This is a genomic window from Aeromonas sp. 75A, from assembly GCF_051919425.1.
Taxonomy (GTDB): Bacteria; Pseudomonadota; Gammaproteobacteria; order Enterobacterales; family Aeromonadaceae; genus Aeromonas; species Aeromonas veronii.
In genome coordinates, this window is record NZ_JBQBES010000002.1 from 976767 (window position 1) to 1001456 (window position 24690).

A 24690-nucleotide genomic window follows, 5' to 3' on the forward strand; every position below is an offset into this window, starting at 1 on the left:
AGGAATGTGGTTGGTTTGCTGAGTAAATGCTATAAAGCAGCCCCATCCTCCCCTATACCCTGGAAGTGGAACCCTCTCATGTCCAAAAGAAAAATTACCGTGATCCCCGGCGACGGCATCGGCCCCAGCATCATTGAATCAGCCATCCAGATCCTGACCCATGCGGGCTGTGACTTTGAGTACGAATACGCTGATGCGGGTCTGGTTGCCCTCGAGAAGCATGGCGAGCTGCTGCCCCAGGCTACCTTGGATCTGATTGAGAAGAACAAGGTGAGCCTGAAAGGGCCATTGACCACCCCGGTCGGCGGCGGTTTTACCTCCATCAACGTCTCCCTGCGCAAGAAATTCAACCTCTACGCCAACGTGCGTCCGGTCATCTCCTTCAAGGGCACCAGAAGCCGTTACGACAACATCGACATCATCACAGTGCGTGAAAACACCGAAGGGATGTACTCGGGAGCAGGTCAGAAGCGCAGCGATGACAACAAGAGTGCCGAGGCGATGAGCATCATCACCCGCGAAGGGGCCGAGCGCATCGTCAAGTTCGCCTTCGAGCTGGCCCGTCAGGAAGGGCGCAAGAAGGTCACCATCATCCACAAGGCGAACATCCTCAAGTCGACCTCCGGCCTGTTCCTCGAAGTGGCACGTGAAATCGCCAGCCACTACCCAGATATCCAGAGCGAAGAGATGATCGTCGATGCCGCCTGCATGAACCTGGTGATGTACCCGGAGCGTTTCGATGTCATGGTCACCACCAACCTGTTCGGCGATATCCTTTCGGATCTTTGCGCCGGTCTGGTTGGCGGCCTTGGTATGGCGCCCGGCGCCAACATCGGCGATGGCGCCGCCATCTTCGAAGCGGTGCACGGCTCGGCACCGGATATCGCAGGCAAGAATATCGCCAACCCGACCTCGGTGATCCTAGCCTCCATCCAGATGCTGGAGTACCTCGGCATGCAGGATAAAGCAGAGCGGATCCGCGAAGCAGTACGAGCCACCATCGAATCCGGTGATCGGGTCACCCGCGATCTGGGTGGCACGGCTTCCACCAGCGAATTCACCCAGGCCATCATCGATCGTCTGTGAGTTAATTCATTGATTTTAAAAGGGAGCTTCTGCTCCCTTTTTTATATTTCCGAATCCTTTGCCACTCCCCGAACAGCAACTATGTTCAATAGAGAAGAAGAACAGGGAGTGTTTTTCATGAAGGGATACGGGTGCTATCTGGTTTCGGGTCTGATGCTGGTTTGTGGTACTGCCAGTGCTTTCGAGCAGGATCAACAGACCCAAACCGCCAAACTGCCACAGCAGGAAAAACGGACTGCCACCGAGGTATGGCGCTCGAGCCTGAATACCAACGACCTGCTCAAGGCACCCAAACCCCTGTCGTTTGGTATTGAAGTCTCCACCGACAACTTTGGCAATCAAAAGATCACCTCCTACCCGCAGCTTAATCTAACCCCGGAAAAGAGCGTCAGTCTGTCGGTTGAACGCTTCAGACCCAAGGTCAAGTTCAAGGCTGGCGGAATGAACACCGCCCTCAGGCTGAGAGGAGATGGGATAAAGATGCAATTCAATCCGGTCGACAAAACCATCCCGTTGCAGATAGAGATCAAGGTGACCGACGACGAATCCTCCCTGCGCCTCGATTACCGTTTCTGATATTTTCCGGCAGCCGAATAGCAAAAGGCCGACAGGTTTCCCTGTCGGCCTTGGTATTTATCGTACGGGCAGAACTGCTACATCACGCCTTGGGCTCGAGTTTGGAGACCCAGTACTTGTTGTAAACATGCACGGTGATCTCTTCTCGATCGTGATAGAGCTGCTTGGCCTGGATCACGAACGCGTTGTCGATCTCCTTGAGCATCTCGCGCAGCACCTCGATATTGTGCACCGACTCGGCATAACGCTTCTTCATCGGCAGCTTGAGGTTGAACATCGCCTCCTGGCAGTCACCCTCACGGAACCAGTCCGCAATCATGTGAACGACCCGCGCCGGTTTATCGACCATGTCGCACACCAGCCAGTAGGTGTTCTTCTTGCTCGGACGCCAGACGAAACCGTCATCCCGGATATGCTTGACCTGACCGGTATCCATCAGGGATTGGGCCATCATACCGTTGTCGACCGCCGTCACCATCATGCCACGGCGCACCAACTGATAGGTCCAGCCACCCGGGCAGGCGCCCAGATCCACCGCCTTCATGCCTGAACAGAGACGCACATCCCACTCTTCCCGCGGCACGAACACGTAAAACGCCTCCTCCAGCTTGAGGCTGGAGCGGCTCGGTGCATCGGCCGGGAAGCGCAGGCGCGGGATCCCCATGTGGAATCCGGAGTTGTTGAACGAGTAGGAGTAACCCAGCAACACGTGATCATTGGCCATGAAGAAGGCGTGGAACACCGGACGGTTTGGCGTCTCCTTCTTGGTCAGGATCTCGTTGCTGCGCAGCGCCTGACGAAGCGGCACGGTGAACTTGCGGCAGAAGGCCGACAGCTCTTTCGCTTCGTTGGTATCCGCGGTTTCGACCCGCAGATCGCCGCAAATGGTGTAGTCACTCACCGCCTCAAGGATGGGGGAGATCCTGTCCGCGACATCCAGCTCCTTCAGCTCATGGGTGACCACCAGCATCTGGCGGATGAAGATGAGCTCCCGGAATGGCAGCTTGCGAGCCAGCAGGTCCGCCTGCTCCTCGTCATACAGTTCGAAGATCACATAACCGCTGTCGTCCTTGACCCGGGCGAAACCGTAGCACTGCATGTTACCGGCACGCTCGGTGATCTCTGCAGCCGCCTCTTTCTCAAAACCGGGGCGGCAATAAAGCAGCAGATTATTCATTTTTTCCTCCAAGACGACAGCCAGCCCAGATCAGGGCCGTCCATCCCAACATAAAACAGAGGCCACCGGCCGGGGTAATCAACCCCAGCCCCTTGCTGCCAAGCAGCACCATGGCGTAAATACTGCCGGAGAATCCGATGATCCCCAGCACAAAAGCGGTGCCAGCTAGGTGGATCACCCTGCTGCGCACACCACACCAGCCCAGAACCAGCAGGGCCAGTGCGTGAAAAAACTGATATTGCACGGCGGTATTGAACGCCACCAGACGCTCGGGCGTAATGCCGGTCGCCGCCAATCCATGGGCGCCATAAGCCCCCAGCATGGTGGCCGTCAACCCGAAGAGACCGGCCAGTATCAGCCAATGTCGATGGATCTGCATCCTCACACTCCCTCTCTCATCACGGCTGGCAATCAAACCAACCCTCTCGTGCTATCCGTGCCGGGCCACAAAATGGCTGATGGCCGCCGCTGCATGCTGCATATTCTCCTGCTCACTCACGCCACTGGCTTTACGCGGTTTGAAACCATGATCACCATCGGTCAACCAATGGACCGATACGGCGGGTGAGAAGGGGAAATCGGCCAGTTCGGCGCGACTACCGAAGGTATCGCGCTCCCCCTGCAACAGCAGAGTTGGCACTGCAATATGCTTGAGTACCTCGCCTCGCCAGCTGTCGGGCTTGGCCGGAGGGTGGAAAGGATACCCGAGAATGAGCAATCCTGCAGCATTCATCTCACCCTCGCCTTCGCTATACAGTTCCGCCGCCATCCGCCCGCCCATCGACTTGCCCGCCAGAAACAGCCGTGGATGGGCAAACTCGCGGATCATGTCGCGCCAATGGGCGAGCAGCACATGTGCTCTGTCCGGCGGACGGCGCTTGCCATCCTGTGCTCGCTTGGTCATGTAGGGAAAGTTGAAGCGCACCACTTCGATGTCGGGGCCAGCCAGCAGACGTGACATCTCGGCAAGAAAGACATGATCCATCCCCGCGCCTGCCCCGTGGGCCAGCAAAATGCGAACGGGGGCATCAACTGCCCCCTCGCGGATCACCTCATGCATCGGCGAGCCTTGCCCTGCGACGCGCCTCTTCCTGCTCCACCAGCTCCAGCATCCAGTCGCGGAAGGCAACGATCTTGCCCTGATCCGACTGCTGCTCCTGGCACACCAGATAGAAAGCATTCTTACTCACCAGCACCTGCTCAAACGGACAGATGAGGCGACCAGCCTCAATCTCGGGCTGAGCCAGCACGCTGTGACCAAGTGCCACTCCCTGACCGTGGATCGCCGCCTGGATCACCATGGTGGAGTGGCTGAAGATGGGGCCCTGATTGACGTTGGGGGCATCGATGTCGAGCTGGCGGAACCAGGCCTTCCAGTCGCGGCGGGAGGTATCGTGCAGCAGGGTATGAAGTGTCAAATCTTGCGGCGTACGCAGCGGTTTGGGCCCGGTCAGCAGCAAGGGGGAACAGACCGGGATCAGGTATTCGGTATGCAGCTTGTCCGAGCGCAGACCCGGCCAGTTTCCGCGCCCGTAGTAGATGGCGACATCCACATCGTCGGTGAGCGACCCTTCGTCGAGATCGACCGCCTTGATCCGCACGTCGATATCGGGGTGGCGCTCGCTGAATTTGACCAACCGCGGCACCAGCCACTGGATGGCGAAACTCGGCTGCAAACTGACAGTCAACGCCCCCTTGGCACTGCGGGCCAGCAGCTTGTCGGTCGCCTCAGAGATGGAGGCAAAGATGTCCTTGATATCCAGGAAATAGCCCTGCCCCTCTTCGGTCAGCAACAAGGAGCGGTTTTTGCGGCGGAACAGCTTGATGCCAAGATACTCCTCCAGCGCCTTGATCTGGTGACTGATGGCAGCCTGAGTCACAAACAACTCTTCTGCTGCGCGGGTAAAGCTTAAGTGACGAGCCGCTGCTTCAAAGGCCTTGAGGGCATTGAGCGGGGGTAAACGACGAGACATGACACCAGCCGACGATGAGTTTTTCTAATGGGGCGCATTATAATTTGTCGGTTGCGGGTCGACCAGTGAATAAACATAATTCGCCCAGCAATCAGTCGTCATATGGCTCACATTTTCTACTACGTGTTGGTTTACATGTGTTTTTAGTGAGTCTTTCGACTGCGATTGTGGTGTTGTGTTTCTTCCTCTGCGGGAAGAGGGGCTCAAATCTCACCGGTTTGACCCAGTCTGTCATCTGAATGTGTTTGGCGCCTCCAGCTGGATGGCGCCTTTTTTCATCCCTTCTATACCTTGAACTGCCCCACCAGCTGCTGCTGTTTGTCCGCCAGCGCAGAGAGCTCGCGACCATTTTCGGCGGAGGTCGCCGCCTCGGCCCGGATGGTGTGGCTCACATCGCGAATGTTGCTGACGTTGCGGTTGATCTCATCCGCCACCCGGCTCTGCTCCTGTGCCGCCCGGGCAATCTGCTCGTTCATCTGATGGATGGTGGAGACCGACTGGATAATCTGCTCCAGCACCTGCACCGAGAGATCCACCTTGGCGAGGGTCTCGTCAGCCTGTCCATGACCATCGCGAATCGCCTTGACCACGGCGCCGGTACCGGATTGCAGTTGGCTGATCAGAGTCTGGATCTCGACGATGGCATTCTGGGTGCGACCCGCCAGATTGCGCACCTCATCAGCCACCACGGCAAAGCCACGGCCCTGCTCACCGGCCCGCGCCGCTTCAATAGCCGCATTCAGCGCAAGCAAGTTGGTCTGCTCGGCAATTCCCTGGATCACGATGAGGATGTCATTAATGTTGTCGCTGTTGGCGGAGAGTCGCTCCACCACCGGCTGGGCATCGTTGATGATGGTCATCAGCTTGCGCATCGCCTCCTGGGTATCGGCAACGACATATTTACCCTCTTGCGCCGCGGCATCAGTGGTGTTGGCGGCAGCCACCGCCGAGCCGGCATTACCGGAGACCTGCAACGCCGTGGCGCTCAGCTCCTCAAATGCCGTCGCCACCAGATCGATCTCCTGATACTGGGCCTGCATGCCACTGCTGGTGCGCTCGGCCACTTGCGCGGCTCGCTCGGCACTGTTGCGCGTACCGGAGACGGTATCAATCACCTGACTGATGGTGGATTGCAACTTGTTGAGGAAGCTGTTGAACCACTTGGCCAGCTCGCCGATCTCGTCTTGCCGCTGGATCTCGATACGCTGGGTCAAATCCCCCTCACCACTGGCGATATCCTTGAGGCGGGCAACTACAGCGCGGATGGGTGCCACAATCTGGCGCGCCATCAACCAGATAAAACTCAGGGCAACCAGCGAGATCAGCACTCCGATCGACAGCTGCGAGACCACGCTGCGATTGGCTTCACTGGCCAGCTCATCTTGCAATTGCTGGGCCGAGGCCAGCACTACGGCCCGTGGCAATTCAATGTAGATGCCCCATTTACGGTCGGTGCCACGCATGGATACCGGGACAAAGGTCTGCAACAAGGTGCCATCGCTACTCCAGCGAGTCAGCTCCTGACCCTGACTGAGCCAGCCTTTCAGCTCGCTGGCCAGCCCCTGATACTTCTGATCCAGCCCGCGCCCCATGGTCACATCGAACTCATCGGCTCCCGCCACGCGCCCCTCGTGACTGACCAGCAATATTCTGCCCTTGCCGTCATAGAGCTCCTTGTCCATGGTGCTGACCAGACTCTGCAAAGTGGCCAGCGAGATATCGACCCCGACCATCCCCAGCAAGGTCTCCTGCTCCAGTAGTGGGACCGTCACCGAGGTCATCAATATCTGTTTATCGCCCACATCGTCCAGATAGGGCTCCAGCAGGCAGAGGGCACGGGTGCGAATACTGCAGCGATACCACTCGTTTTCGATTCCACCAGCCTCGGTCGGGCTCTCATCGGCCAGTACATCCTCATTCTGCACTTCCGGCTCAATCTTGCCGTTGTCATAGGCCCAGTAACTGGAAAAACGCCCCTTGTTGTTGGAACCCAGCGCCGTTGAGCCCTGATAGTTGCTGTCTTCCCCATCCAGCTGATCAGGCTCGAACACCGCGTAGACACCAAGCAGATTGGTCGATGAGGCAACTGCATCGTGCAGTTGCTGATTGACGGCGCTGCGCAGCGCCTCCGAATGGACAAAGTTCTCGGCCGCATTCTTGCGCTGGAACAACACGCTCTCCGCCAGCAAACTGGCGCGGAAATAGGCCTCATCGAGATAGCTGGTCACCTTGGCCGCCTGCTCCGAGCCCATCGCCTTCATCCAGTTCTCGGCCGACTGCTGCGCCTCATGCATGGTGGCTTGCCGCACCTGCTGTTGCATCTTGTTCGCGTTGTAAATCGAAGAGGCAACCAGAGCGGCGGCTGTCACCAACAGACAGCAACCGGCGATCAGGGTAATCCGACCCTGGACAGAAAGAGCGCTCATGCCAATATTCCTACGTCATACAGATATGGATAGATTATCGACTTTATAAACAAAAACTTAACTCTCTCACAGCAAATCCAGCGAGAGTTGATTAACTTCACCCTCTTTTGGCAAACCCACCACCAAGCCCAGCAGGCGAACCGAACGCCCTTGCGCCCGCTGTAATCCCTCTTTGAGCAGGGGAACGAACAAGGCTGGCTGATAGCCACCCTGACTGCGATAGACGGTGGTCTGGTGGAAGTCGGCAAACTTGAGTTTAATCCCCTGCCCCATCACCTGCTCGGCAGGACACGCCAGCTGAAATCGCCGCTCCAGCTCCGGCAGCAGTTGCTGCAATACCGTCAGGCAGGCGGCTTCGTCACAAACATCGCTCGCCAAGGTGGTCTCCACCCCGATGGTTTTACGGATCCGGTGTGCCTGCACCGGCTGTTCATCCAGCCCCCAGATCCGGGTCGTCAGCATCTCTCCCAGCTTGCCAAAACGACTGCACAGCTCTTGTGCCGACAAGGCCCGCGCATCCTCACAGGTGTAGAGCCCCTGTGCCTCCAGCCGCTCGGCAGTCTTGCGCCCCACCCCGGGCAGTTTGCCGAGGGGCAACTGGCAGACAAATTCGGCCACTTCGTCGGGACGAATGACAAACAGACCATCAGGCTTGCGCTGCTCCGAGGCGAGCTTGGCGAGAAACTTGTTGGGAGCCACTCCGGCCGAGGCGGTCAATCCCAGTTCGGTGACGATGGCTTGCCGGATCTCTTGCGCCATCAGGGTGGCGCTGCCGCCACAACAGCGACTGTGGGTCACGTCGAGGTAAGCCTCGTCCAGCGACAGCGGTTCAACCTGATCGGTATAGCGCAGGAAAATGGCCCTGAGCTGACGGGAGATATCCTTGTACACCGCCATTCGCCCAGGGATCAGTACCAGCGGTGGGCAGAGTTTTTTCGCCAGCGCGCTCGGCATGGCGGAGCGCACACCGAACCTGCGCGCCACATAGTTGCAGGTCGAGATGACGCCGCGCCGCTCGGAGGACCCACCGATGGCGAGCGGCACCTCCCGCAACGCCGGATTGTCCCGCATCTCCACCGCGGCAAAAAAGCAGTCCATGTCGATATGGATGATCTTGCGCATACTACTGTATAAATAAACAGACATGGCATCATCTTACCCCAAGGATAACCGCAGCTCTATCTCTCTCGTTGCGGCTAAAATAGTAGACTCCAAGGAGACCTTTACTACCACAATGACAAGGAGCGTTCGGGATGAAATATCTTTGGCTGGGACTCTGTTTGCTGCCGTTGACCGGCATCGGCAAGAACAACCCGACGGCAGAGTGCCGCTGGCTATACGACCGGATTGAGATACTGGAACAGGCCATCAAGAAAGGGGACAAGCTCGGCACAGAGCAAGAATTGGCACGCTGGAAAACTGAGTACAACAAAAAACAGTGCTCACAGTACGACTACTGAGCCGGACAAGATGGCGTGACCGACAACAGCAGATAACAAACGGGCCCCGATCAAGATGACCGGGGCCCGTTTTTCAAAGCATGGCCAGCTTGATTCTGCAGCAGAGTGCGCTCAAGGCAGCACCATAGGGCCAGCGACAGTGGCCGCCACTTCATCCCCACGCAGCACCCGGACCAGTTCAAGCGCAAACTCGATGGCGCTGCCCGGCCCCTGGCTGGTGATAAGGCGATGAGCCTCATCTCTGACTACCCGCTCATGTGACAGCTGCGATGTCGGTAGTCGGGACTGAAAGCCGGGATGACAGGTAACGATGGCATCACCCAGCAGACTGTGATGTTGCAACACCACCACAGGGGCGGCGCAGATGGCAGCACGCCAGCGACCAAGAGCGGCCTGCTCTTTGAGCAGATCAATGGCCAGCGGGGTATCGCGGATCACTTCGCTGCCGGGCAGCCCACCGGGTACCACGATGGCTTCAAAGTCCCGACGGGTTAGCTCGTCGATATGACAATCGGCCACCAGCTGTACCCCGCGCGATGCCTTCACCTGCCGGGATCCGGCAGGGCAGCAAGAGGCCAGCACCACCTCGATGCTGGCGCGCACCAGGGTATCGACAATCGCAACCGTCTCTATCTCTTCCGACCCGGGGGCCACCAGCACCAGTACACTCACGTTCGCCTCCTTGCTGCTTGCTCTGCCATGTAGAAGATCAGACGACCTGACTCTTCTCTTTGATTGCCTGATAGAGACCCTGATTGACCGGTACGGCGATGCCATGCCGGGCTGCCTTGGCCAGCAGGAAGCCGGTGATGGCCTCAATCTCGGTCTCGCGTCCCAGCTCCATATCCTGATGCATGGAGGAGTAATTGTCAGCGGTCAGTTCCACCACTGTCATCACCCGACGTTGCAACTCCTCTGCCGTGGTCGCAACTCCTTCGGCACACATCACATCCACCACTTCCACGCAGATCTGCTGCAGGGCATCGGCAAAACGGGGGCCAGCCAGCTCGCCATTTTTCAGCTTGTAGAGGGCCGTCAGGGGATTGATGGCACAGTTGATGGCAAGCTTTTGCCACTGGCGCGTCAATACCTGTTCATCCCAGCCAGCCTGCCCCAATGCCAGCGCCAGCTCGTCCGCGAGCCCAGCATGGGCCTTGGCGGCATCGTTGATCGGACCAAGCCAGGTTTCCCCCTTGCCAGTATGACGGAAGACAAAATGGCCGCACTGCATGGCACCATGGCTGGTGACACCGGCAATCACCGGATTGTGCGGGAACATCTCGACCACCTGCTCGGCAATGCCCATCCCGTTGTGCAGCAGCACGATCGGCACGCCGGCATCCAGATTGCCCACCAGCGGTGTCAGTGCGGCAATCACCTGACTGGCCTTGGTCATCACCAGCAGACGCTGGATCTTGCCGGGTTTGCTGACAAACCCGCGCTCGATATTGAGCAGCTGGACATGCCCCTCCAGCGAGGTGAAATCGATCCCCGGATGGAGCGTGGACTTATGATGTTCGCGCAACAAGACACGGGTGGATTGACCACTCTGGGTCAGCAGGGAGGCAAAAACGCCGCCGAGGGCGCCACAACCCAACAGTGACCACTTCGGAGTAACGGGTGGAATAACGGGCTGTCGGGAATTTTTTAATCCGCTTGGCATGGTGTGACTCTGTCAGGGTAAGGGTTGCAATCCTCTCAACCTGTTACCGGGGATAAGTGAAGATGTCGCTGGTGGACACTAACGGGTCCACCCGTCCTGTGCGCAGGGGATTCTAGCAGAGCAACCCCATCAAAATCAGCAAATTTGCCCGTTTTCTGGTAGATTTGCCCCCCGATAACGCAACATGAGGAGCTCCGGCTATGCCGTCATTCGATATTGTCTCTGAAGTCAAAATGAACGAGGTGTTGAACGCAGTCGACAACGCCAATCGTGAACTGGCCACCCGTTTCGATTTTCGTGGGGTAGAAGCCAGCTTCGAGTTGAACAAGGAAGAGGTAAAACTGGAAGCCGATGCCGATTTCCAGCTCAAGCAGATGGTCGAAATCCTGCGCGGCGCCCTGCTCAAGCGCAACATCGAAAACAGCTCCATGGAAGTGGGTGACTCGGTTCACTCCGGCAAGCGTTTCCACCTGACTGTCAAATTCAAGCAGGGGATCGAGAAAGAGATCGCCAAGAAGCTGGTCAAGCTGATCAAGGACTCCAAAATCAAGGTACAGGTCGCCATCCAGGGTGATGAAGTACGTGTCACCGGCAAGAAGCGTGACGATCTGCAAGAGACCATGGCACTGGTCCGTGGCGCCGAACTGGGTCAACCGATGCAGTTCCAGAACTTCCGCGACTGATTTATCCACTAAGCCGCGGCGCACTTGATGACTCGCGCCACGCTATCTAAATCGCGGCCATAAAAAAACCGGAGCAGATGCTCCGGTTTTTTGTACCCCAAGTTTTATTAGAACTTGTAGGTAACAGAGAAGTAGTGACCGAAACCGGTAGTGTTCAGACCACCAAAGGCACCATTGTTGATACCGTAGATTTCGTTGAAGTACTTCAGACCGTAACCAACCGCGTAGCGATCGGAGTGCCAGTAGATACCGTGGAAAGTACCCAAACCGTTAGCACTCTGGTTGTTGTCGCCATGGATATCTTTATCAAACAGATAATCCAGGTAGCCCTGATAGGAGACGAAGCTGCCGTTGGAGAAGGTATAGAAAGGCTTGAACCAGTTCATGGAGAACTGATAACCGTTCCAGTCACCCTCTTCGGCCTTGAAGCCACTTTCGGTTGCATGGCGAGCATACAGGTTCATGCCAACTTTACCGAACCAAGGCACCTGTACATCAGCACCCAGACCGATCATGTTCTCCATCATGGAGTCATCAACGTTGTTCAGGGTAGCGATGTAGAGCTCTTGTACCGGGCCGAAGGAGAGATCTTTACCAGTCAGGGCATCCAGAGAAAGACGCGGGGCGAACTTCATGAAGATGTTCTGGCCATTGTGTTTGTCGCTATGGCTGCTTTGGAAAATATCGAACACATCGACATAGCCATACAGATCAAACATACCGGAACGACCACCGAATTCCATTTCCAGGTAGGTGTCGTTGTAGTCGCTGCCCATGTAAGGACGCTGGTCAATGGTATGCATTACGTTGAACTGCATCCATTTGAAATCATTCTTGTGGATATCACCGCTGTAGTCAGCAGCGAAGGCCGGGGTAGCGGCAGCAGCCAGCAGACCGGCAGCGATCAGAGTCTTGGTAAATTTGGCCATTTTATTGGTCTCTTGTGCGTTAGTTGAGGTTTTCCGTAGCCTGCCCACAAGGAGCGAGAGGGATTCTAATCAAATAAAATTGGGGGTGAAACAACTTCTCGGGAACTTTATCCGGAAGTGTGAATCTAATCACCCCCGATTCTACGCAAACGCTTGCTATTTGTCAGCCGTTGAGAGCAACTCACTCCCTTTTCTGGCGACAAGCACAATCAACAACAACACGGGCAAGCCCAATAAACTGGTTCCGACAAAGAAGGCACTGTAGCCAATCTGCTCCACAACCTGCCCGGAAAAACCGGCCAGCAACTTGGGTAGCAGCAACATTACCGAGCTGAACAGGGCGTACTGAGTGGCCGAAAATGCCACATTGGTCAGGCTGGAGAGATAGGTCACGAAGGCTGCGGTAGCGATACCGGCACTGAGGTTGTCGAGGGAAATGATCAGCGTCAGCAGTTCCAGATTGTGACCAACCTGATTGAGCAGGGCAAAGAGCAGGTTGGTGCTGGCGGTGAGCAGCGCCCCCAAGAACAGGATGCGCAGCGTGCCGAAGCGCATCACCAGCACTCCCCCCAAGGCCGCTCCCACTAACGTCATGATGACGCCAAACACCTTGGTAATGGTGGCAACCTCGGTCTTGCTGAACTGCATATCCACATAGAAGCTGTTGGACATCACCCCCATCACCACATCGGCAACCCGATAGCAGGCGATCAGAGCCAGGATCAGCAGCGCCGAGCTGCCATAGCGACGAAAGAAGTCAGCAAACGGACACCAGACCGCCTCATAGCCCCAGGCCCCCGCACTAGCCAGCAGCGCAGGCCACCCTTTTTCCAGGAGCTGCGCCTTGCGTTCGGCCTGTTGTTTGCCCTGCTCGGCCAGATCGATATCCGGCTCGTGGCAAAACAGCGTGGTGATGACCCCGAGTGACATCAGACCCGCCATCACCAGATAGGTAATCTGCCAGCCACGATAGTCATAGCCACTATTGCTGCCAAACCAGGCTGCCAGCGCCAGCGCACCGGCGCCCGCCATGATCATCGCCAGCCGGTAACCGGTCATGTAGGAGGCCGCCATCGCCGCCTGCAGCCGCTCGGGGGCGGATTCGATGCGATAGGCGTCGATGACGATATCCTGCGTGGCCGAGGCAAAGGCCACCAGCAGGGCAAACATCGCCAGCTGGGCCAGCTCGGTCTTGGGATCGCAAAACGCCATGCCGACCAGCGCGGCGGCAATCAGCAGTTGGGAGAAGAACATCCAGCTACGGCGACGCCCCAGCAGCGTGGAGAGCAACGGCAGCGGCATGCGATCCACCAGCGGTGACCACAGCCATTTAAAGCCATAGGCGAGCGCCACCCAGCTCATATAGCCGATATCGGTCAGGCTGACATCGGCCTCACGCAACCAGAATGAGAGAGTACCGAACACCAGCAGCAGCGGCAGACCCGATGAAAAACCCATGGCAAAGAGAATAAACACCCGAAATTCGAGATAAACGGCGAGGGACTCTCTCCAGCTTGGTTTGCGGATCATGTTCAACTACCTGACGACTTTGGAAAAGTGCGTCATTTTGGCAGGTTGATGGCAGATAGCCAAGGCGAGCAAAGAGATAGGTCAAAGAAGCCCGGATAGAGAAAAGGCCCATCCCGAACGGGATGAGCCTTGTATCGTGACCTGACGAGGCGAGGTGACGAGCCGCGTCCGATGAGGATTACTTGCCCGCTTTCTTGTCGACTTTCTTGTCTGCTGGAGTTTCTGCCAGCAAGACCACCTTCTTCAGAATGATGGGACTGGTCGGCACATCGTTGGCGCGCAAAATGGGGCTGTAACCGGTCTGTACCTGAGCCAGCTTGTCCAGCACCTCCATCCCCTGAACCACCTGACCGAACACGGTATAACCCGCAGAGCCACCGGCGTTGAGGTTATTGTTGTCGACCAGATTGAAGTAGAACTGGCGAGTAGCGCTGTCGACCGCCTGGGTGCGAGCCATAGCGATGGAGCCACGCTTGTTGGGCAGACCGCCGCGCGACTCGTTGACCACAGGCTCATAGGTTGGCAGTTGCTGGAACTGCTGGTTATAGCCCCCACCCTGCACCACGAAATCCTGGATCACCCGGTGGAAGATGCTGCCGTCATAGCTGCCATCAGCCACGTAACGCAGGAAGTTCTTCACCGTCTGGGGCGCCTGCTTGGACGCCAACTCCACTACGATATTGCCGTGGTTGGTCTCCATTCTGACTTTCGGGCCTGCAAACGCCAGCGGGGCGATCAGCATGGCCAGCAACCAGAGTTTTTTCATCATCAGACCCCTGCACCGTTCGGTTGACCTTTCAGGTAACCGCGCAGCGCATCATCCGCCATGATCTGCTGCAGCACGCTACCCAGTTGCAGGTTCAGTGTAGACTCCAGATCGGCCATGCTTGGCTCGCTCGGGCTCTCCTTGCTGGAGGACATGTTGAACTGCTTGGTCAGACGGTTGCCCTGGAAATCGGCGATCACCTGCAGGCTGACGCGGGATTTGGTGACATAGGTAAAGGTCTTCTCTTCCACATTGACTGCGGCGTTGGAGATCACCAGCGTCAGGTTGGTGGTGCCACTGTTGCCCACTTCGAGACCCTGGCTGCGCAGCCCTTCGGCCAGCCGCTCGGCCATCAGCAGGTTGAGCGGACGCTCGCTGTTGACCAGCACGGGGGCTTTCTCTTTATGTTTGATGGAGAAGACGTAGGCAGCCTCACGCTTGTCTACCCCTTCCATGGTGATGCGATTGCCAGAGTAGTATTGCTGGTTGGCGGGGATCACCTGCGGATTGAGCAGCGCAGTCTCCGGCCAATGAGTGGCACACCCGCCCAGCATCAGGGCGGCCAGCAGCAAGAGTGACTTTTTCATCATGGTTTCCTTTGGCTTTAGCGTTTGATGGCTTTCAAAATAACGAATTTGCTGTTCGACGCAACGACTTGTGCGTTGGCAAACAAGCGCTTGAGTTTGTTGTGATAGTCCAGATGACGGTTGCCTACTATCCAGAGTTCCCCCCCCTGAGGCAACACCCGGTGCGCATCACTGAACATCTGCCAGGCGATATGATCGGTGATCGCCTGCAGCTGATGGAAAGGAGGGTTGCAGAGGATCCGATCCGCCGAGCCGACCGCCACCCCGTCGAGACAGTTATTGACCATAAAGCGGGCACGCGGCAGTGCATCGGGCAGATTGTGCTCGACGTTGAGCTGTGCCGAGGCGACCGCCATATAGGATTCATCGATAAAGGTCACCTCCACCTCGCTGTCTTTGGCGAGCAGCGACAGACCCAGCACCCCGTTGCCACAGCCCAGATCGATCACCTTGCGGGCACTGTGGATGGGCAGGTTGTCCAGCATAAAGCGGGCACCGATATCGAGACTGGTGCGCGAGAAGACGTTGGCATGGTTGTGGATGAGCATGCCACTCCCCTCCAGCGGCCAGACAGTCGGGAAGGGGTTGGCCAGCGCGGGACGTTCTGCCTGCGGCTCGCAGTGAATGAGGCGCGCCTTCTTCCAGGCCAGCGAGGTACGGGTAGGCCCCAGATACTTCTCGAACAACTTGAGGGTGGAGGTATGAATATCCTTCGCCTTGCCGGCAGCGATAACGCGGGTTGCCGGTGTCACCACCGCACGCAATGCCAGCAGTTGCTGCTCCAGCAGTGCCTGATATTTGGAGACCTTGATCACTACCAGCGCAGGAGCATCGGGCAGCGGCGCCAGCGCATCCTGCAAGCGGATCCCACCTGCATCCAACCCGTTTTCGGCCAGATTGGCCAGGGTCGCCCGCTCACTGATGTAGGAGTCGGTGACGCAGCAGGGGGAGTGCGGATGCAGATAGGCGGCCAGCGCGCCAAAGCCATCATTCATGATGATGACGGGGCCCGCCTGCTCGAGGGGAGACTCCGCCAGGGTATTGATCAGATATTCGTCAGCCGCATCCCAGGCTTGCAGGGTCTCCTGACTCTGGCGCGGATAGCGGTAGAGCGTGAGCTGGCAATGGGGAGTGTCGAGAAGGGTTTGCATAGGAAAAGTCCAACCTCGGCTTTATTCGTGTATACAGGCGCCAGGGGCGACGCAAAGTGGCGCTATTCTAGCGAGGAGCAGGAATTTCACCAGTTCGATGCGCATCAAGGGGGCAACTGACGGGTGATTTCCCTCTTCCGGGGGCTTATTCCATCCCGCGACTGCCGATAGAATGGCCCGACATTCACTCTGGAAGCCGATCCGATGACCATCCAACAACTGATTGAAGCCAAGCTGACCGCCGCCCTCTCCCCCACCGTGCTGGAGGTGATCAACGAGAGCCACATGCACCGTGTGGAACCAGGATCTGAGAGCCACTTCAAGGTGGTGATCGTCAGTGAGCAATTTGCAGGGCAGCGACTGCTGGCCCGTCATCGTCAGGTCAATGCGGTGCTGGACGACGAGCTGGCCGGTGCCGTTCATGCACTGGCACTGCATACCTACACAGAGAGCGAGTGGCAGGAAAAAGGCCACGCCCCGCGCACCCCGAGCTGCGTTGGCAAACCGTCACTCTCCTGAAACCGGTTGTACCACAGGATTTCCCTCGAGAACCTGCCAACAAAAATTAAACAAATTTCCCCCATTGGCCCCGAAAAGGCTACATCCAAGGGGGTATATTTCGGCATCAAGGCTTTTTTGCTCATAGTGGAGGCAACGGCAAATACCCCCATCGAGGTATCGAAATAAAAAAACCTTTAAAACCACTACTTACAAGGTGTCAGGGGCTTATTCATTGCAGGTTAATTTTGTGATGGCACGGGGATTTTGCCCATTTGGCATGGCAGAAAATGCACCTTAAGTGGTAAACTCAAGCGCTTTTGAGTGAGCCTGCATGTTGAATAATTGTTGAGCCTGCCCACCTGGCGCAACCACAACACCGACTCATTCAACCACCCGTCGTGATGTATTTCTCGGCGCTAACCAACCTCTCCCGTAACGGTAGTGCAAGTAAGTATGATTACAATCAAAAGAGGACTGGACATCCCCGTGCTGGGTGCGCCAGAGCAAGTAATCTACGATGGCCCCGCCATCACCCGTGTTGCGACACTGGGCGAGGAGTTTGTGGGGATGCGACCTACTATGTTCGTCAAAGTAGGTGATCGCGTCATCAAAGGTCAGGATCTTTTTGAAGACAAGAAGAATCCGGGCGTTAAATTCACAGCTCCTGCCACCGGTGTGGTTTCAGAGATCAACCGTGGTGCCAAACGTGTTCTCCAGTCTGTGGTCATCGACCTGGACGGTTCCGATGAACAGGTGACGTTTGAGCATTTTGCCTCTGCCGAGCTGGCCAAGCTCGAGCGCAGCAAGGTGCAAGAGATCCTGGTCGCATCAGGTCAGTGGACTGCGTTGCGTACCCGTCCGTTCAGCAAAGTCCCCGCGGTAGCGTCTGCCCCGCGCGCCATCTTTGTGACTGCAATGGACACCAACCCGCTGGCAGCCGATGCCGAGCTGATTATCAAGGAACAGCCGCAGGCCTTCCTCGATGGTCTGGCCGTATTGACCCGCCTGACCGACGGCGCAGTCTACGTCTGTAAAGGCGAAGGCAGTCTGCCCCACTCTCCGCTGGCTCAGGTCAAGGAAGAGATCTTCGTTGGTCCGCACCCTGCCGGTCTGCCGGGTACCCATATCCACTTCCTGGATCCGGTCAGCAGCACCAAGGTGCAGTGGCACATCAACTATCAGGATGTGATTGCATTCGGCAAGCTGTTCACCACCGGTCAGATCTTCACTGACAAGGTGATCGCGCTGGCTGGCCCGAACGTGCTCAAGCCGCGTCTGCTGCGTACCCGTCTGGGCGCCTGCATCAGTCAGCTCACCAATAATGAGCTGCGTGCCGACGAAAACCGTATCATCTCCGGTTCTATCCTGAGTGGTGCCAAAGCCGAAGGTGTTCACGACTACCTGGGCCGCTACCACAATCAGGTTTGCGTGCTGGGTGAAGGTCGCGAGAAAGAGTTCCTGGGCTGGATCAACCCCAGCGCCAACAAGTTCTCTATCACCCGTACCACCCTCTCTCATCTGATGAAGGGCAAGCTGATCAACTTCACCACCACTACCAACGGTAGTGACCGTTCCATGGTGCCTATCGGCAACTATGAGCGGGTGATGCCACTCGACATCCTGCCGACCCTGCTGCTGCGGGACATGGTCTCCGGCGATACCGACGGTGCGCAAGCACTGGGCTGCCTGGAGCTGGATGAGGAAGATTTGGCGCTCTGTACCTTTGTCTGCCCCGGCAAGACAGAGTACGGCCCGATCTTGCGTGAGTGCCTGACCAAGATTGAACTGGAAGGTTAAGCGATGAGTTTCAAGCAACTTCTTGAAAATATGGAACACCACTTCGAACCGGGTGGAAAGTACGCCAAGTACTATGCCCTGTTCGAAGCGGCGTACACCCTGTTCTACACCCCGGGTAGCGTTACCCGCAACGCCTCCCACGTTCGTGATGCGCTCGATCTGAAGCGCATGATGATCATGGTGTGGCTGGCCGTGTTCCCGGCCATGTTCTGGGGCATGTACAACGTTGGTAACCAGGCGATTGCCGCCATTGCCCACATGGGCTCGGCTGCTGGTGCCAGCAGCTGGCAATATGCCCTGGCTACCATGCTGGGCGCCTCCCTCGATCCGGCTGTTGCCGGTATCGGCAGCAAGATGCTGATCGGCGCCACCCACTTCTTCCCGATCTACATCACCGTCTTCTTTGTCGGTGGTTTCTGGGAAGTGCTGTTCGCCATGGTGCGCAAACACGAGATCAACGAAGGCTTCTTCGTGACCTCCATTCTGTTTGCCCTGATCGTGCCGCCCGAGCTGCCCCTGTGGCAAGCCGCGCTGGGTATCACCTTCGGTGTGGTGATGGCCAAAGAGGTGTTCGGTGGTACCGGCAAGAACTTCCTGAACCCGGCGCTGGCTGGTCGTGCGTTCCTGTTCTTCGCCTACCCGGGCCAGATCTCCGGTGACGCAGTGTGGGTTGCTGTTGACGGCTTCTCCGGCGCGACTGCCCTGAGCCAGTGGGCCCAAGGCGGCCAGATGGCGCTGATCAACGGTGCAACCGGCCAGGCTATCAGCTGGATGGACGCTTTCCTGGGTAACCTGCCGGGTTCCATCGGTGAAGTCTCTACCCTGATGATCCTGCTGGGTGCCGCCATGATCGTCTACATGCGCATCGCCTCCTGGCGCATCATCGCCGGCGTGATGATCGGTATGATCGCCACCTCCCTGCTGTTCAACGTCATCGGTTCCGATACCAACCCCATGTTCAACATGCCGTGGCACTGGCATCTGGTACTGGGTGGCTTCGCCTTCGGTATGGCCTTCATGGCGACCGACCCAGTCTCCGCCGCCTTTACCAACAAAGGCAAGTGGTGGTATGGCGCCCTGATCGGCGTAATGGTCGTGCTGGTTCGCGTGGTTAACCCTGCGTTCCCGGAAGGCATGATGCTGGCCATTCTGTTTGCGAACCTGTTTGCGCCCCTGTTTGACCACTTCGTCGCTCAGGCAAACATCAAGCGGAGGATTGCTCGTGGCGTTTAATAAAGATTCAACCCTCGGCACCGTCAGCGTGGTCACCGGCCTCTGTCTGGCCTGTTCCATCGTGGTATCCGTTGCCGCTGTGGGCCTGCGTTCTACCCAGCAGGAAAACAAGGCGCTGGACAAGCAGAGCAACATTCTCGCCGTAGCCGGTGTGGATGTAAGCGAAGTGGCCAAGCGCGACCTGGCCAAACTGTACGGCGAGAAGATCGAAGCGCGTCTGGTGGATCTGGCGACCGGTGACTTTGTTGACGGCGATGCCGACAACTTCGACACCAAGCAGGCAGCCAAAGATCCGGCCCGCAGCATCCGTCTTGCCGCCGCTGACGACAAGGCCAGCCTGCGTCAGATCTCCAAGCAGATCCCGGTATTCTTCGCCAAGGATGCCGAAGGCAAGATCGACAGCATCATCCTGCCCATCTACGGTCAGGGTCTGTGGTCGACCATGTATGCCTTCGTCGCCGTTGCCGCTGATGGCCAGACCATCAAGGGCATCACCTACTATGACCACGGTGAAACCCCGGGTCTGGGTGGCGAGATCGAAAACCCGGCCTGGCAGGCGCTGTTCAAGGACAAGAAACTGTTCGACCAGAATGGCATGCCGGCGCTGCGCGTCATCAAGGGCCATGCTCCGGCGGGCTCCGAGCACGAGATCGATGGTCTCTCCGGTGCCACTCTGACCGGTAACGGCGTACAGCATACCTTCGACTTCTGGATGGGTCCCAAGGGCTTCGGTCCTTTCCTGGCCAAGGTTCGTGCAGGAGAAATCAACAATGGCTGACAAGAGCGAAATGAAGAAGTTGCTGTTGACGCCTGTGCTGGGCAACAACCCCATCGCCTTGCAGGTGCTGGGTGTCTGTTCTGCACTGGCGGTTACCAGCCAGATGAAAACTGCGTTTGTAATGACCCTCGCGGTCATGGCGGTCACCGCCTTCTCAAACCTGTTCATCTCCCTGATCCGCAACCAGATCCCGAACAGCGTCCGGATCATCGTGCAGATGGCGATCATCGCCTCACTGGTTATCGTGGTTGACCAGGTGCTCAAGGCGTACGCCTATGACATCTCCAAGCAACTGTCGGTCTTCGTGGGTCTGATCATCACCAACTGTATCGTAATGGGCCGCGCCGAAGCGTACGCCATGAAGAGTGCCCCGCTCCCCTCCTTCCTGGATGGTATCGGCAACGGTCTGGGCTATGGCGCCATTCTGCTGAGTGTCGCGACCGTGCGTGAACTGCTGGGCTCCGGCACCTGGTTTGGCATCGAGCTGCTGCCGCTGGTGAACAACGGTGGCTGGTATGTGCCCAACGGCCTGCTGCTGCTGCCGCCGAGTGCATTCTTCATCATTGGTCTGATCATTTGGGGCGTACGCACCAAGGATCCCAAGCAGGTGGAGGCGAAGGATTAAGGTATGGAACACTATCTGAGTCTGTTGATTAAATCGATCTTCATCGAAAACCTGGCACTCTCCTTCTTCCTGGGGATGTGTACCTTCCTGGCGGTGTCCAAGAAGGTAAAGACCTCCATGGGTCTGGGTATTGCCGTTATTGTGGTGCAGACCATCGCGGTTCCTGCCAACAACCTGATCTACAACTACGTGCTTAAAGATGGCGCTCTGGTATCCGGTCTGGATCTGAGCTTCCTGAGCTTCATCACCTTCATCGGTGTGATTGCAGCACTGGTACAGATCCTGGAGATGGCGCTGGACAAGTACTTCCCGGCACTCTACAACGCGCTGGGTATCTTCCTGCCGCTCATCACCGTGAACTGCGCCATCTTCGGTGGCGTCTCCTTCATGGTGCAGCGTGACTACAACTTCATGGAGTCTGTGGTCTACGGTGTGGGTTCAGGGGCAGGCTGGATGCTGGCGATCGTTGCGCTGGCGGGTATCCGCGAGAAGATGAAGTACTCCGATGTTCCAGAAGGCCTGCGCGGTCTGGGCATCACCTTCATCACCGCCGGTCTGATGGCGCTGGGCTTCATGTCCTTCTCTGGTATCTCCCTGTAATCGGCTTTCCTGCAATCAGAAAGGAACGATAGATGGAAATTATTTTGGGTGTGGTCATGTTTACCGTGATCCTGCTGGCACTGGTGGCAGTCATTCTGTTCGCCAAGTCCAAGCTGGTGACCGCGGGCGACGTGACAATCAGCATCAATGGTGACCCGGCCAAGGCTGTGACCAGCCCGGCCGGTGGCAAGCTGCTCGGCGTGCTGGCTGGCAGCGGTATCTTCGTCTCCTCCGCCTGTGGCGGCGGTGGCTCCTGCGGCCAGTGCAAGGTACGGGTGAAATCCGGTGGCGGCGACATTCTGCCGACCGAACTGGATCACATCAGCAAGGGCGAAGCCCGTCATGGCGAGCGTCTGGCCTGTCAGGTTACCGTTCGCTCCGACATGGATATCGAACTGCCGGAAGAGATCTTCGGGGTCAAGAAGTGGGAATGTACTGTTATCTCCAACGATAACAAGGCCACCTTCATCAAGGAGCTCAAGCTGCAGATCCCCGATGGAGAGAGCGTGCCGTTCCGCGCCGGTGGTTATATCCAGATTGAAGCCCCGGCTCACCACGTGCACTACAAGAACTTCGATATTCCCGAGGAGTATCGCGGTGACTGGGATCGCTTCAAGATCTTTGAGCTGGAGTCCAAGGTCGATGAGCCGATCATCCGTGCCTACTCCATGGCCAACTATCCGGAAGAGTTCGGCATTATCATGCTGAACGTGCGTATCGCGACCCCGCCCCCGAGCAACTGGACTGCCCCTCCGGGACAGATGTCCTCCTACATCTTCAGCCTGAAGGCTGGCGACAAGGTGACTATCTCCGGTCCGTTCGGTGAGTTCTTCGCCAAAGACACCGATGCCGAAATGGTATTCATCGGTGGTGGTGCAGGTATGGCGCCGATGCGTTCCCATATCTTCGACCAGCTGCGTCGCCTGAAGTCCAAGCGCAAGATGAGCTTCTGGTACGGTGCCCGTTCCAAGCGCGAAATGTTCTATGTCGAAGACTTTGACATGCTCGCCGCCGAGAACGAGAACTTCACCTGGAATGTCGCGCTGTCTGATCCGCAACCGGAAGACAACTGGGACGGCTACACCGGCTTCATCCACAACGTGCTCTACGAGAACTATCTCAAGAACCACGAAGCACCGGAAGATTGCGAGTTCTACATGTGTGGACCTCCGGTGATGAACGCTGCCGTCATCAACATGCTCAAAGACTTGGGCGTTGAAGACGAAAACATCCTGTTGGATGACTTTGGTGGTTAATCCATGCACAGTGTTGTAAAGACCTGGCTAGCCTTCGGGCTAGCCTTTTTCTTGACTGGGTGCGGTCAGGAGACGGTCCAATCCAAACCGGAGATCCACATCACCGGCAGCACCATGGGCACTTATTACTCCATCAAGGTGGCGGACAGCGCCATCAGCGATCCGGCCAAGCTTCAAGCTGAGGTGGATGTGTTGCTGGAGCGGGTCAACGATCAGATGTCGACCTATCGCCCCGATTCCGAGCTGTCGCGCTTCAACCAGAGCCGTGACAACAAACCGGTAGTGGTCTCCCGCGATACCGCACGGGTCGTCACAGAGGCCATTCACATTGGCCGTGAGAGCCAGGGGGCGCTGGACGTCACCGTTGGCCCCTTGGTCAATCTGTGGGGCTTTGGCCCGGACAAGAAGCCGACCAAGGTCCCCTCCGACGAGCTGATCACCCAGACTCGCCAGAAGACCGGTCTGGGCAACCTGCACGTCATCACCTCGGTGGATGCCGATACCCTGCAAAAAGACATTCCGGATCTTTACGTCGATCTCTCTGCCATCGCCAAAGGCTTTGGTGTGGACAAGGTAGCCGAGTATCTGGAGTCACTGGGTGCGCGTAACTATCTGGTGGAGATTGGCGGCGAGTTGCGGATCAATGGCGTCAACGGCAAGGGTCACCCCTGGCGCGTGGCCATCGAGAAGCCCACCGCAGGCACCGGCACGGTGCAAGAGGTGATCGTGCCCGGTGACAACGGGGTGGCCACCTCCGGCGATTACCGCAACTACTATGAACTGGATGGTCAGCGCTTCTCCCACACCATAGATCCGCGCAGCGGCAAGCCGATCCAGCACCGCCTGGTATCGGTCACCGTGATCCACCCCTCCTGCATGACCGCAGACGGGCTGGCCACCGTGTTTATGGTGATGGGGACCGAGAAAAGCCTGGCCTATGCCAACGAGCGCGGCCTGGCGATCTTCGTGATCACCAAGACGGACAACGGCTTTGAAGAGGCTTACTCCGATGCCTTCAAGCCCTATCTGGTCAAGAAGTAAGAGGTAGAGATGCAGATTTTTCTGATCACCTTCGGGGTATTCATGCTGGTGATAGCCGCCATGGCTATCGGTTATATCTTCCAGAAGAAGACCATCTCCGGCTCCTGTGGCGGTCTGGGTAGTGTCGGCATCGAGAAAGAGTGCGATTGCCCGGAACCCTGCGACAACCGCAAGAAGAAGATGGCCAAGGAAGAGGCCCGTCGCAAGATGCTGGAAGAGAACCGCATCATCTGATGACTCTGGTTTTTCGGTAAACAAAAGCGCGCCATCGGCGCGCTTTTTACTGGCCGTTATCTTGCGTTAACGGTCAGGGCTGACGTTCGATATAGAGGATCACCTCACCCAGATGGATACCGAACTTGCTGATCTCGGCACGATTGATCAGACGATCTTCGTCCAGCAGGTACATCCAGTCATCGAAGCTCACCCGCACTACCTCGCCATCCGGCAGCGCCAGATCAAGCTGATAACGCCAGTTGAGGGCGAACCCTTCGCTTTTACCCACCGCCTCTCCCACCACATCGGAAGCATTACCTCGCCAGTGACCGTCAACCCCCTTGCTCAGATACCAGGTACGGGTCTGTTGGCGGCCATCATCAAAGTAGAACTGCTCGAACAACTCTCCCTTGCCATCCTTCCAACGACCCACCATCTCGACCCGAAAGCGACTGGTCACTTCGCCGCTGCGGTCGGTCACCAGGCCGTGAGCCACCAATTTGCCATTGAAGAAACGGGCGAGATCCCAGTTTGGCCCCTGCCCCCGATAGTCATCGAGACTGGCACCACAGCCACCCAGCAGCAGAAAGGGGAGCAACAACAACCAGCGGTATGCACGATAGAAAGGCATCAGAG

At 57.3% G+C, this 24690-nt stretch carries 27 protein-coding genes; 13 read left to right on the top strand and 14 right to left on the bottom strand.

Annotated elements, in window-relative coordinates; genetic code table 11:
• Window positions 1-78 precede the first annotated feature (78 nt).
• Complete coding sequence (locus tag ACTG2T_RS04270) at window positions 79-1086, top strand: isocitrate dehydrogenase (RefSeq protein ID WP_005349723.1); 1008 nt, start codon at window positions 79-81, stop codon at window positions 1084-1086.
• A 117-nt stretch (window positions 1087-1203) separates the two neighbouring features.
• Window positions 1204-1662: a hypothetical protein gene (locus ACTG2T_RS04275; protein ID WP_005349721.1), complete on the top strand. Its 459-nt coding sequence runs from the start codon at window positions 1204-1206 to the stop codon at window positions 1660-1662.
• 82 nt (window positions 1663-1744) lie between these two features.
• Here ACTG2T_RS04275 and rlmM read toward each other — a convergent pair whose 3' ends face one another.
• The 6 genes from rlmM to dinB all read right to left on the bottom strand — a co-directional run bounded on the left by rlmM (window position 1745) and on the right by dinB (window position 8360).
• Window positions 1745-2839 carry a 23S rRNA (cytidine(2498)-2'-O)-methyltransferase RlmM gene (gene rlmM, locus ACTG2T_RS04280; RefSeq protein ID WP_139405780.1) on the bottom strand — a complete coding sequence of 365 codons (1095 nt, stop codon included), beginning with the start codon at window positions 2837-2839 and terminating at the stop codon, window positions 1745-1747.
• On the bottom strand, window positions 2832-3218 hold the full coding sequence (locus tag ACTG2T_RS04285) for a DUF423 domain-containing protein (RefSeq protein ID WP_106842357.1): 387 nt from the start codon (window positions 3216-3218) through the stop codon (window positions 2832-2834). Before ACTG2T_RS04285 ends, rlmM begins: the two co-directional genes overlap by 8 nt.
• 51 nt (window positions 3219-3269) lie before the next feature.
• Complete coding sequence (locus ACTG2T_RS04290; protein ID WP_330124032.1) at window positions 3270-3899, bottom strand: alpha/beta family hydrolase; 630 nt, start codon at window positions 3897-3899, stop codon at window positions 3270-3272.
• Entirely contained in the window at window positions 3892-4812 is a 921-nt protein-coding gene (locus ACTG2T_RS04295; protein WP_005338622.1) for a transcriptional regulator GcvA, read from the bottom strand. Before ACTG2T_RS04295 ends, ACTG2T_RS04290 begins: the two co-directional genes overlap by 8 nt.
• Window positions 4813-5096: 284 nt before the next feature.
• Window positions 5097-7238 carry a methyl-accepting chemotaxis protein gene (locus ACTG2T_RS04300; RefSeq protein ID WP_330124031.1) on the bottom strand — a complete coding sequence of 714 codons (2142 nt, stop codon included), beginning with the start codon at window positions 7236-7238 and terminating at the stop codon, window positions 5097-5099.
• Window positions 7239-7304: 66 nt separating this feature from the next.
• Window positions 7305-8360, bottom strand: coding sequence for a DNA polymerase IV (gene dinB, locus ACTG2T_RS04305; protein ID WP_080559470.1), 1056 nt, complete (start codon window positions 8358-8360; stop codon window positions 7305-7307).
• 131 nt (window positions 8361-8491) lie between these two features.
• Between dinB and ACTG2T_RS04310 the strand changes: the two genes are divergently transcribed.
• Complete coding sequence (locus ACTG2T_RS04310) at window positions 8492-8698, top strand: hypothetical protein (protein ID WP_005338629.1); 207 nt, start codon at window positions 8492-8494, stop codon at window positions 8696-8698.
• 111 nt (window positions 8699-8809) lie between these two features.
• Here the strand turns inward: ACTG2T_RS04310 and ACTG2T_RS04315 are convergent, their stop codons facing one another.
• Complete coding sequence (locus ACTG2T_RS04315) at window positions 8810-9370, bottom strand: DJ-1 family glyoxalase III (RefSeq protein WP_330124030.1); 561 nt, start codon at window positions 9368-9370, stop codon at window positions 8810-8812.
• A 37-nt stretch (window positions 9371-9407) separates the two neighbouring features.
• Window positions 9408-10361, bottom strand: coding sequence for a ketopantoate reductase family protein (locus ACTG2T_RS04320; protein WP_330124029.1), 954 nt, complete (start codon window positions 10359-10361; stop codon window positions 9408-9410).
• A 200-nt stretch (window positions 10362-10561) separates the two neighbouring features.
• Between ACTG2T_RS04320 and ACTG2T_RS04325 the strand changes: the two genes are divergently transcribed.
• Entirely contained in the window at window positions 10562-11044 is a 483-nt protein-coding gene (locus ACTG2T_RS04325) for a YajQ family cyclic di-GMP-binding protein (protein ID WP_005338634.1), read from the top strand.
• A 107-nt stretch (window positions 11045-11151) separates the two neighbouring features.
• On the opposite strand, the gene ACTG2T_RS04330 is transcribed toward ACTG2T_RS04325, so the two are convergent.
• The 5 genes from ACTG2T_RS04330 to ACTG2T_RS04350 all read right to left on the bottom strand — a co-directional run bounded on the left by ACTG2T_RS04330 (window position 11152) and on the right by ACTG2T_RS04350 (window position 16007).
• Window positions 11152-11973 carry a nucleoside-specific channel-forming Tsx family protein gene (locus ACTG2T_RS04330; RefSeq protein WP_005338635.1) on the bottom strand — a complete coding sequence of 274 codons (822 nt, stop codon included), beginning with the start codon at window positions 11971-11973 and terminating at the stop codon, window positions 11152-11154.
• Window positions 11974-12129: 156 nt separating this feature from the next.
• Complete coding sequence (locus ACTG2T_RS04335) at window positions 12130-13509, bottom strand: AmpG family muropeptide MFS transporter (RefSeq protein ID WP_041202292.1); 1380 nt, start codon at window positions 13507-13509, stop codon at window positions 12130-12132.
• Between the two features lie 172 nt (window positions 13510-13681).
• Complete coding sequence (locus ACTG2T_RS04340; RefSeq protein WP_042053243.1) at window positions 13682-14269, bottom strand: peptidylprolyl isomerase; 588 nt, start codon at window positions 14267-14269, stop codon at window positions 13682-13684.
• Between the two features lie 2 nt (window positions 14270-14271).
• Window positions 14272-14856 (bottom strand): YajG family lipoprotein, encoded by a 585-nt coding sequence (locus tag ACTG2T_RS04345; RefSeq protein WP_005349692.1) that lies wholly within the window; start codon window positions 14854-14856, stop codon window positions 14272-14274.
• Window positions 14857-14873: 17 nt separating this feature from the next.
• Window positions 14874-16007, bottom strand: a complete 1134-nt coding sequence (locus ACTG2T_RS04350) for a methyltransferase (RefSeq protein WP_216948125.1) — start codon at window positions 16005-16007, stop codon at window positions 14874-14876.
• A 204-nt stretch (window positions 16008-16211) separates the two neighbouring features.
• Here ACTG2T_RS04350 and ACTG2T_RS04355 point away from each other — a divergent pair, with 204 nt between their 5' ends.
• The 9 genes from ACTG2T_RS04355 to nqrM all read left to right on the top strand — a co-directional run bounded on the left by ACTG2T_RS04355 (window position 16212) and on the right by nqrM (window position 24072).
• A complete protein-coding gene (locus ACTG2T_RS04355) occupies window positions 16212-16526 on the top strand; it encodes a BolA family protein (RefSeq protein ID WP_330124028.1) in 315 nt (104 codons plus the stop codon).
• Between the two features lie 435 nt (window positions 16527-16961).
• Window positions 16962-18305, top strand: coding sequence for a Na(+)-translocating NADH-quinone reductase subunit A (locus ACTG2T_RS04360; protein ID WP_005349684.1), 1344 nt, complete (start codon window positions 16962-16964; stop codon window positions 18303-18305).
• Between the two features lie 3 nt (window positions 18306-18308).
• Complete coding sequence (locus tag ACTG2T_RS04365; protein WP_005338642.1) at window positions 18309-19538, top strand: NADH:ubiquinone reductase (Na(+)-transporting) subunit B; 1230 nt, start codon at window positions 18309-18311, stop codon at window positions 19536-19538.
• Entirely contained in the window at window positions 19528-20316 is a 789-nt protein-coding gene (locus ACTG2T_RS04370) for a Na(+)-translocating NADH-quinone reductase subunit C (RefSeq protein WP_005338643.1), read from the top strand. Before ACTG2T_RS04365 ends, ACTG2T_RS04370 begins: the two co-directional genes overlap by 11 nt.
• Window positions 20309-20941 (top strand): NADH:ubiquinone reductase (Na(+)-transporting) subunit D, encoded by a 633-nt coding sequence (locus ACTG2T_RS04375; protein ID WP_005338644.1) that lies wholly within the window; start codon window positions 20309-20311, stop codon window positions 20939-20941. Before ACTG2T_RS04370 ends, ACTG2T_RS04375 begins: the two co-directional genes overlap by 8 nt.
• 3 nt (window positions 20942-20944) lie before the next feature.
• The gene (gene nqrE / locus ACTG2T_RS04380; RefSeq protein ID WP_005338645.1) at window positions 20945-21541 is read left to right on the top strand and encodes an NADH:ubiquinone reductase (Na(+)-transporting) subunit E; all 597 of its coding nucleotides are present in this window, start codon (window positions 20945-20947) and stop codon (window positions 21539-21541) included.
• Window positions 21542-21573: 32 nt separating this feature from the next.
• Window positions 21574-22797: an NADH:ubiquinone reductase (Na(+)-transporting) subunit F gene (gene nqrF / locus ACTG2T_RS04385; protein WP_005338656.1), complete on the top strand. Its 1224-nt coding sequence runs from the start codon at window positions 21574-21576 to the stop codon at window positions 22795-22797.
• A 3-nt stretch (window positions 22798-22800) separates the two neighbouring features.
• Window positions 22801-23838: an FAD:protein FMN transferase ApbE gene (locus tag ACTG2T_RS04390; RefSeq protein ID WP_005338666.1), complete on the top strand. Its 1038-nt coding sequence runs from the start codon at window positions 22801-22803 to the stop codon at window positions 23836-23838.
• A 9-nt stretch (window positions 23839-23847) separates the two neighbouring features.
• A complete protein-coding gene (gene nqrM / locus ACTG2T_RS04395; RefSeq protein WP_005338668.1) occupies window positions 23848-24072 on the top strand; it encodes a (Na+)-NQR maturation NqrM in 225 nt (74 codons plus the stop codon).
• 73 nt (window positions 24073-24145) lie between these two features.
• Here nqrM and ACTG2T_RS04400 read toward each other — a convergent pair whose 3' ends face one another.
• Window positions 24146-24685, bottom strand: coding sequence for a DUF3833 domain-containing protein (locus ACTG2T_RS04400; protein ID WP_330124027.1), 540 nt, complete (start codon window positions 24683-24685; stop codon window positions 24146-24148).
• Window positions 24686-24690 lie beyond the last annotated feature (5 nt).